The organism is Fulvivirga lutimaris, from assembly GCF_009711525.1.
Classification (GTDB): Bacteria; Bacteroidota; Bacteroidia; order Cytophagales; family Cyclobacteriaceae; genus Fulvivirga; species Fulvivirga lutimaris.
The window spans coordinates 1-9,145 of sequence record NZ_SMLV01000262.1 but is presented as its reverse complement, the minus strand read 5'-3'; the positions used below and the strand labels follow the sequence as shown (position 1 = coordinate 9,145).

The window sequence follows — 9,145 nt, the reverse complement described above, 5'->3', positions numbered from 1 at the left end:
GATAATTATAGCAATAAAAGTAAATATTGGACTCATTTTACAACCCAATAGAAGAAAAAATTAATCAAATGTTAGAAGCGAGCCGCTATTAACAAGCCCAGATCTTTATGTTTCATACCAAATTTTCTTCCAATATGCTCATTGGTTAAGCTGCCTTTAAAAGTATAGACTCCCTTCATAAACCAACTATGCGCAAAAATCATATCCTCCACCCCACCTTCCTCTGCTGCTCTAAGAATTGTTGGAGTAAAAATATTACTCAATGCTGTAGTGGCTGTATGTGCTACTCTTGATGCTATATTAGGGACACAATAATGGATGACACCATATTTACTGAAAGTAGGTTTCTTCAAGGTAGTCAGTTCTGAAGTTTCAATACATCCACCCTGATCAATACTTACATCTATAATGAGCGAATCTTGCTTCATCTGAGCCACCATATCCTCACTAACTACATGTCGATTTCTACCCTTTTCAGCTCTTAAAGCTCCAATAACGACATCAGCATTTTGCAAAGACTCGCTTAAGGTTAAGGTATCAATGGTTGAAGTATATACCTGATGGCCGAGCGTCTGCTTTATTCTGCGAAGCTTATAAATATGATTGTCAAAAATCTGAATCTCAGCACCCAAACCTATAGCTGCACGTCCGGCATATTCACCAACAGTACCCGCTCCAATTATCACCACCTTAGTTGGCGGTACACCAGTAATCCCTCCTAAAATAATCCCTTTACCTCCATTGGTACAGCTCAAATACTCAGACGCTATTGACATAACAGTATTTCCGGCAATTTCACTCATCGCTCTGATTATTGGCATTCCTGCCACCTTATCCTCAATAAATTCAAATGCCAGTGCTGTTATACTCTTCTTGTTTAAAGCATTTATATATTCTGGAGTTTGATTGCCTAATTGAATTGCTGAAATCAAGATTTTGCCATTTTTCATCAACTCTATTTCTTCTATTGATGGCGGCTCAATTTTCAGTATAACATCAGCTTTATATATTTCCTCTGATGTGTAAATAATCTTGGCTCCAGCATCGCTATATTGTTTATCAGAAAACTTCGATCCTTCGCCTGCTTTGGTTTCCACCCAAATCTCATGGCCATTATTCACTAAAAGTGCTACTGCATCGGGGGTAAGCGTCAGACGCTTCTCCTGCATGGAGATTTCATTTGGAAGCCCTATTAAAAAAGAATGCTTACCTTTTTTTACTTTCAGAAGCTTTTCTTCTGGGTACAGACTAGTCTTTGACGCTAGCTGAGCAAATCCTGATTGCGATTTCTTAGTCATGACGGTTTAGTTCAATGAGCCTGTTATCATTGTGTGTCAAACTTATGGACACATTTAAAAAATGAGAGTCAGGTAATAATGTCGGGATTTTAGATGGCCACTCAACAAAGCAGTATTTACCTGAATCAAAATATTCATCTGCCCCAATATCAAGAGCCTCAGATTCTTCTTTCATTCTATAGAAATCAAAATGATAAATTGGCTCACCACCCTCAGTTTCATATTCATTAATTATTGAATACGTGGGACTCGTGACATTGTCAGCAACTCCTAAACACTTACAGACAGCTTTTATAAATGTTGTTTTACCGGCACCCATATCACCATCAAGTATCCAAAACCTTAAATCACCCGCAAATTTAATCACTTCAGAAGCTGCTGCTTCTAACTCTTCTAAACCGCATATTTCTATCTTCAGATGCGGTAAAGCACTATTTACCATATTTCGAATTTAGCGAAATTATTGGAATAATCATCTCTTCCATGGATACCCCACCGTGTTGAAATGTGTCTTTATAGTAGTTGACGTAGTAATTGTAATTATTTGGATAGGCGAAAAATTGATCTTCAGTGGCAAAAACATAACTGGTTGATACATTGAGCTTTGGTAAATAAAAACGCTCTGGTTTTGGCGCTTCAAGTAGGTTGTCCTTAGAAGAGTAACCAAGGTTCTTGCCTTGTTTGTACCTCAAATTGCTATTGGTATTTCTATCTCCAACAATTTTAAAAGGCTTCTTTACTCTAATAGTACCATGGTCAGTTGTCACAATTAGCTTAGATCCGCTCTCTGCAATTAACCTTAGCGCATCTAATAATGGAGAATGCTCAATCCATGATTTTGTGATGGATCTATAAGCAGACTCATCCGGAGCAAGCTCACGAACCATTGCCATATCGGTTCGAGCATGAGAAAGCATATCCACAAAATTATATACGATAACATTTAAGTCGTTATTCAGCAGATTGTTGATGTTGTCAACCAACTGTTTACCTTCTGAGGTATGCTTTATTTTATGATAACTAAATTTAATATCGCTATTGAGCCTTCTAATCTGACGCTCAAGAAATTCATGCTCATGGTTATTTTTACCTTCATCTTCATCTTCTCCAACCCATAAATCAGGGTGCTTATGCTCCATCTCACTTGGTAATAGCCCTGAGAAAATAGAGTTCCTGGCATAAGCTGTAGTAGTAGGCAAAATAGAATAGTAAGTATCCTCTTCCTCCACGTTAAAATATTCTGTTACAGCAGGCTCAATCATTTTCCACTGATCACTCCTTAGGTTATCAATCACTAAAAAGAAAACACTCTTCTCTCCTTTTTTTACCTTATTAAAAACCTTCTCCCGCATCAGCTGATGAGATAACATTGGCTTATCTACATTTGGATCATTTAACCACGACTCGTAGTTATCTCTTATAAAACGGGTAAACTGAGTATTGGCCTCATCTTTTTGCATGTTCAAAACCTCATACATGCTTTTATTCTCAGTATTATCAATCTCAAGTTCCCAGTAGATAAGCTTCTTATAGATATCAGCCCATTCTTCATGATCTAAATCATCACCGAATGACATGCTGATATTTCTAAATTCTTGCTGATAGTTGAGGTTGGTCTTCTCCGTGATTAATCGCTTATTATCAAGAATCTTTTTGACTGACAGAAGAATCTGGCTAGGGTTCAGTGGTTTAATAAGGTAATCAGCAATCTTAGCCCCAATTGCATCTTCCATAATTTGTTCCTCTTCACTCTTAGTAATCATCACTACTGGCAAATTAGGCTTCATTGATTTAATGTGTCCCAATGCCTCCAGCCCTGACATACCTGGCATATTCTCATCCAAAAACACAACATCGAAGTGACTTTCTTCACAGCAATCAACTGCATCATTGCCACTATTAACAGCGGTAATATCATAGCCCTTATTCTCTAAAAAAAGTATATGAGGTTTCAATAAGTCTATTTCATCATCCGCCCATAAAATATTATATCTTTGCATCGACCTGTTTTTGGTTAAATAAAATCAATTTTATTCCTTGAATAACGGAAAAAGAAAGCAATAGATTGAATAAAAAGAAAATATTTAATGATCCTGTCTATGGTTTCATCACTATAAAAAGTGATTTGATTTTTGACATCATTCAGCATCCCATTTTTCAAAGGCTTAGGAGAATCAAACAGCTTGGATTAACCGAACTGATTTATCCTGGCGCTCACCACACAAGGTTTCATCATGCTATAGGTGCCATGCACCTGATGACCAGAGCGTTGGATACACTTAAGAGTAAAAACATAGAAATTGATGAGCAAGAATACGAACAAGCACAAATAGCTGTACTTCTTCATGATCTTGGTCACGGACCGTTCTCTCACGCCCTTGAGTTCAGCTTACTTAAAGGCATTCAGCACGAGAGTCTTTCCTACTTGTTAATGAAGAAGCTGAATAAAGACTTTGGAGGTCAATTGGATTTGGCACTTAAAATCTTCCAAAACACCTATCACAAGCATTTTCTTCATCAACTAGTATCTAGCCAGCTAGATGTAGATCGACTCGATTATTTAAAAAGAGATAGCTTTTTTACAGGTGTATCAGAAGGTAATATTGGTCTCGAAAGGATATTATCGATGCTCAATGTTGTTGAAGGCAATATCGTAATTGAGGAGAAAGGCCTTTACAGCATTGAAAATTTCCTGAATGCCCGAAGGCTTATGTATTGGCAAGTGTACCTGCACAAGACTTCAGTTAGTGCTGAGAAAATGCTAATCAACCTCATTCTAAGAGCCAAGGATCTTGCCCTTTCAGGTCAGGAGATCTTCGGCACTAAATCACTCCTTACCTTTCTGTATAATGAAAAGACACTAGATGATTTTCAAGATAACGATGAATTGATTACACTTTTTGGTGAACTTGACGATCATGATATCTGGGGAGCTGTTAAAGTTTGGCAACATTCAGACGACAGAATTTTAAGGGAGTTGAGTCAAAGTTTATTAAAGAGGGAATTATTCAAAATCAAGCTTAACAATGAACCTCTTAGCAAGCAAGGTATTGAAGATCTTAGAAATGAAATAGCAGACAAATTTAATATTCAGCGATCTGAGGCCAGGTATTTCTATGCCTATGGCGAGGTTACCAATAAAGCCTACATTCCTGAGAATTCCTCCATTGATATTTTAACAAAAAAGGGGAAGCTAATTAATATAGCTGATGCCGCTGATCTGCCTAATATTAAGGCTATTAGCAAAATTGTTAAAAAATATTATCTATGCTATCCCAAAAATGTATCTTTACCAAATAACAACTAGCCCTGATTCAATCAATTAATGGAATTTACAGTTAGTCAAATAGCGCTACTTCTTGGAGGTGAAATTCAGGGGGACGGTGAAAAGAAGATAAGCATGCTGGCCAAAATTCAAGAGGCCAAAAATGGTGAGATATCATTTCTTTCCAATCCAAAATATGAGCCGTTCATATACGAAACCGATGCGTCAGCAGTAATTGTAAACAAAGATTTTAAGTCTAAAAAGGATCTAAAAACAACACTTATCAAAGTTGACGATCCTTACTCTAGCTTTACAATCCTATTAGAAGAGTATCATAAGTTTATAAGTTATCAGAAGACCGGCATTGAAGAACCCAGTTTTATTGGAAATGATTGTACCGTAGGAGAAAGCGTATATCGGGGAGCTTTTTCCTACATTGGTCATAATGTTAAGATTGGTACTAATGTCAAAATATACCCTCATACCTATATAGGTGACAATGTTGAAATTGGGGATAATACAATTTTAAATGCTAATGTAAAATTGTACCCGCATACAAAAATTGGTGCCAATTGTGTTTTTCATTCAGGAGTAGTTATTGGGAGTGATGGTTTTGGCTTCGCACCTCAATCTGATGGAACCTACAAAACCATACCCCAAATGGGAAATGTAGTAATCGGAAACAATGTCGATATTGGTGCAAATACGGTAATTGACTGCGCTACCTTTCATGGAGATAGTACTAGGGTTGGTGATGGTGTTAAATTGGACAATTTAGTTCAAATAGGACATAATGTGAAAATTGGAAAAGATACGGTTATTGCCGCTCAAACTGGTGTAAGCGGATCAACAGAAATAGGCACCAATTGCATTATTGGGGGCCAAGTTGGGGTTGGTGGTCATATTAAAATTGCTGACAATACGGGAGTGGGTGCCCAATCGGGTGTTTCCAAATCCACAAAATCAGGTATGAAACTGTGGGGGACACCGGCTATGGACGTAATCAAATACCAAAGGTCTTACGCACTGTTTAAAAATCTTCCCGATTTAAATTTCAGGTTAAAGCAACTTGAAGAAAAAATGCTAAATTTGCCGACATTTCGGGAGAGCTAATGAATATTAAGCAACATACTATTAAGAAATCCGTGACTTTGTCAGGGGTTGGATTACACACTGGTGTTCAGTCCAACATGACTTTTGTTCCTGCCAAACCAGGTCATGGTATTAAGTTTCAAAGAACAGATCTAGAAGGACAGCCAATTGTCGATGCTGATGTTGACAATGTAGTGGACCTGTCTAGAGGAACTACAATTGAGCAAAGTGGAGCAAGGGTTAATACCGTAGAGCATACACTAGCTGCATTAGTAGGTCTTGAAATTGATAATGTTTTAATTCAACTGGATGGGCCAGAACCTCCCATTATGGATGGTAGCTCAATTCAGTTTGTTAATATTTTAAAAGAAGCTGGAACTGAAGAGCAAAATGCGCTCCGCGACTTCTTCGAAGTGCCTGATGGTATCTTCTATCGTGAGCCTGCTCGAGATGTAGAGATTGCGGCTTTACCATTGGACGATTATAGGTTAACTGTTATGGTTGACTATAACTCTCCTGTTCTTGGCAGTCAGCATGCCTCTTTAACTAACATTAACCAGTTTGAGAAGGAAATAGCTTCATGTAGAACTTTTTGTTTTTTACATGAGCTTGAAATGCTTCACAAAAACAACCTTATCAAGGGTGGTGATTTAAACAATGCTATTGTTGTTGTAGACAGAGTAGTCCAAGATCATGAATTGGATAGTTTAGCTTCCTTATTCAATAAACCTAAGGTTGAAGTTCAGAAAGAGGGCATCTTAAACAATGTAGAGCTTCGTTATAAAAACGAGCCAGCACGACATAAACTTCTTGATGTAATTGGAGACCTTGCTCTAGCTGGCAGGCCGTTAAAAGCTCAGATTCTTGCAGCAAGGCCCGGTCATGCAGCCAATGTGGCTTTTGCTAAAAAGCTTAAAAAGGCGATGAGCAGTTCTTCAAAGCATAATATCCCTAAATACAACCCATCTTTACCTCCGGTATTAGATATAAATCAAATCAGTAATATCTTACCTCATAGGTACCCTTTCCTATTAATTGATAAGATCATTCATTTAGATGATGAAAGTGTATCTGGAGTTAAAAATGTTACTTTGAACGAACACTTCTTTATGGGCCACTTCCCCGGAAATCCTGTTATGCCAGGTGTTCTTCAAGTTGAAGCGATGGCTCAGATAGGTGGTATTCTGGTATTAAATACTGTTCCAGACCCAGAGAATTATTGGACATACTTCTTAGGCATTGAAAATTTCCGCTTTAGAAAGATGGTTTTACCTGGAGATACTTTAATAATTAAATGTGATTTACTTGCTCCAATTAAAAGAGGCATTGCTAAAATGACAGGTAAAGCTTATGTAGGAAACACTTTGGTGTGTGAAGGAACAATGACCGCCAGTATTGTAAGAAAAGACGTATGAATCAACCATTAGCATATATTGATCCTCAGGCCAAGATAGCTCGTAATGTAGTTATTGAGCCATTCTCTACTATTCATAAGAATGTAACTATTGAAGAAGGCACATGGATTGGTCCAAATGTTACAATTTTTGAAGGTGCTCACATTGGCAAGAATGTAAAGATTTACCCAGGAGCTTCAATATCATCAGTGCCTCAGGATTTAAAATACAAAGGTGAAGATACTGAGACCTACATTGGTGACAATACTGTTATTAGAGAATATGTTACAATCTCACGAGGCACAGATGACAGGTACAAAACTGTTGTAGGAAGCAATTGCCTTTTGATGGCCTATGTTCATGTGGCTCATGACTGCTTAATTGGTGATAATTGCATAATCGCTAATGCTGTGCAAATTGCTGGTCACGTTACTGTTCAAGATCATGCTATTATTGGTGGTTCGAGTGCAATTCATCAGTTTGTAAAAGTTGGTTCGCACACCATGCTTTCAGGAGGTTCATTAGTAAGAAAGGATGTTCCACCTTATACTAAAGCGGCAAGGGAGCCTCTTACTTATGCCGGTATTAACTCAATAGGACTAAGAAGACGGGGATTCACTTCTGAAAAAATCAATGAGATTCAGGAAATCTACAGATATATTTTTCTGAAAGGTCTTAATAACTCAAAGGCTCTCGACCTTGTTGAGCTTGAATTGTCTCCTTCTAAAGAAAGAGACGAAATCATCAACTTTATCAGGAGTTCAGACCGCGGAGTAATGAAAGGCTACTCGTATTAGTAGTAAATGTTAATACAGCTCGAAAATCTAACTAAACGATTTAATCAGGAGCGTGTTTTTGAGAATATCAATTACACATTTGAATTGGGTAATCACTATGCTATTACTGGTTCAAATGGAAGTGGAAAATCTACCCTAATCCAAGTAATTGCTGGGGGCTCATTACCATCCGCTGGCATTGTCAAGTATTCTAAAGGAGTTCAGGATATACCAGTAGAGGAAGTATTTAAAGAGGTTTCTCTTGCAGCGCCATACCTGGATATCATTCAGGAATTCACACTTATAGAACTGTTAGAGTTTCATTTTAAATTCAAAAATTTAATTTCAGGAAAAACCATTACCGATATTATTGAAGACGCATATTTTATTGGCTCAGAAAATAAATACATTAAGAACTTCTCATCTGGAATGAAACAGAGGCTCAAACTTGTGTTAGCCTTTTATTCTGATACTCCAATACTACTCCTTGATGAACCGACCAGCAATTTGGATGAAAAAGCCATAAGTTGGTATGCCACTAAAATAAATCAGATTGATAACCGTTTGGTAATCATCGCATCTAATCAACCGGAAGAATATAAAAGCTGCAAATCAGTACTAAACATTGAAAGTTTCAAGTAGTCAGTCTTGCTGGTTACCAAGTAAAAAAAACTGATATACAGTAAGTATAGTAAGTATTAAATAAAAATTATTCTTATTTTAGCCAATCGATTTAGTACTAAACTATAGTTAGAAATAGCAAACGATAAAATATAATTAATGAAAAGTTTAAACTACCTTCTTAGTGCAGCAGTATTGGTATTCTTGTTAGCAAATGCAAGCTGTAAGAGTGATGATGATCCAGGAGTGCCTGCGGCAGACCAAGTTGGAGCAAAATTTACTTCTACGTGGAATGCAACTAGTGTAACTTTTGGAAGTCCCGTTCAGGACAGATCAGCTGATTACACAAATTTTCAACTAACTATTGGCTACACAGCAGGGACTAATGCAGGAACATATAGCATTTCTGGTGGCCCACAGGGTTCTGGAATTGTGCCTTTTGCAGGGAATGGTACTTGGAATTTCCAAAATGAAATAACAGATGCAAACCCATCATCATTCAATATTGTAAGAGATGATGGACTTGTAATTACTGTTTCTACTTTAACTGATTCAAATCTTCAACTATCTTTCGTTTTTGATGATGGAACTCATAGTTCTTCTAGAATAGAGGCTGTTGATGGAACATGGACATTCGATTTTACTAAATAAGAATATCAGATATTAACAAATAAAAAAGGCCGCAATTGCGGCCTTTTT

General features: G+C 37.2%; 9 protein-coding genes. 6 read left to right on the top strand and 3 right to left on the bottom strand.

All coding sequences use genetic code 11. The features are described 5' to 3' along the window. Window positions 1-71: 71 nt before the first annotated feature. The 3 genes from E1140_RS03860 to porX are packed head-to-tail and all read right to left on the bottom strand — an operon-like array spanning window position 72 to window position 3,298. Window positions 72-1,298: an alanine dehydrogenase gene (locus E1140_RS03860; protein WP_155179233.1), complete on the bottom strand. Its 1,227-nt coding sequence runs from the start codon at window positions 1,296-1,298 to the stop codon at window positions 72-74. Beyond that, window positions 1,291-1,740, bottom strand: a complete 450-nt coding sequence (gene tsaE, locus E1140_RS03855) for a tRNA (adenosine(37)-N6)-threonylcarbamoyltransferase complex ATPase subunit type 1 TsaE (protein WP_155179231.1) — start codon at window positions 1,738-1,740, stop codon at window positions 1,291-1,293. Before tsaE ends, E1140_RS03860 begins: the two co-directional genes overlap by 8 nt. After that, on the bottom strand, window positions 1,730-3,298 hold the full coding sequence (gene porX, locus E1140_RS03850; protein ID WP_155179220.1) for a T9SS response regulator signal transducer PorX: 1,569 nt from the start codon (window positions 3,296-3,298) through the stop codon (window positions 1,730-1,732). Before porX ends, tsaE begins: the two co-directional genes overlap by 11 nt. Before the next feature lie 65 nt (window positions 3,299-3,363). Between porX and E1140_RS03845 the strand changes: the two genes are divergently transcribed. The 6 genes from E1140_RS03845 to E1140_RS03820 all read left to right on the top strand — a co-directional run bounded on the left by E1140_RS03845 (window position 3,364) and on the right by E1140_RS03820 (window position 9,097). After that, on the top strand, window positions 3,364-4,605 hold the full coding sequence (locus E1140_RS03845; RefSeq protein WP_155179218.1) for an HD domain-containing protein: 1,242 nt from the start codon (window positions 3,364-3,366) through the stop codon (window positions 4,603-4,605). Window positions 4,606-4,623: 18 nt separating this feature from the next. After that, window positions 4,624-5,676: a UDP-3-O-(3-hydroxymyristoyl)glucosamine N-acyltransferase gene (lpxD, locus tag E1140_RS03840; RefSeq protein ID WP_155179215.1), complete on the top strand. Its 1,053-nt coding sequence runs from the start codon at window positions 4,624-4,626 to the stop codon at window positions 5,674-5,676. Further along, entirely contained in the window at window positions 5,676-7,070 is a 1,395-nt protein-coding gene (locus E1140_RS03835; RefSeq protein ID WP_155179213.1) for a bifunctional UDP-3-O-[3-hydroxymyristoyl] N-acetylglucosamine deacetylase/3-hydroxyacyl-ACP dehydratase, read from the top strand. The genes lpxD and E1140_RS03835 overlap by 1 nt, the downstream gene beginning before the upstream one ends. After that, complete coding sequence (gene lpxA / locus E1140_RS03830) at window positions 7,067-7,846, top strand: acyl-ACP--UDP-N-acetylglucosamine O-acyltransferase (protein WP_155179211.1); 780 nt, start codon at window positions 7,067-7,069, stop codon at window positions 7,844-7,846. The genes E1140_RS03835 and lpxA overlap by 4 nt, the downstream gene beginning before the upstream one ends. Before the next feature lie 6 nt (window positions 7,847-7,852). Then, complete coding sequence (locus E1140_RS03825) at window positions 7,853-8,467, top strand: ABC transporter ATP-binding protein (RefSeq protein WP_155179209.1); 615 nt, start codon at window positions 7,853-7,855, stop codon at window positions 8,465-8,467. A gap of 138 nt (window positions 8,468-8,605) precedes the next feature. After that, window positions 8,606-9,097 (top strand): hypothetical protein, encoded by a 492-nt coding sequence (locus E1140_RS03820; RefSeq protein WP_155179207.1) that lies wholly within the window; start codon window positions 8,606-8,608, stop codon window positions 9,095-9,097. The last annotated feature ends 48 nt before the right edge of the window (window positions 9,098-9,145 follow it).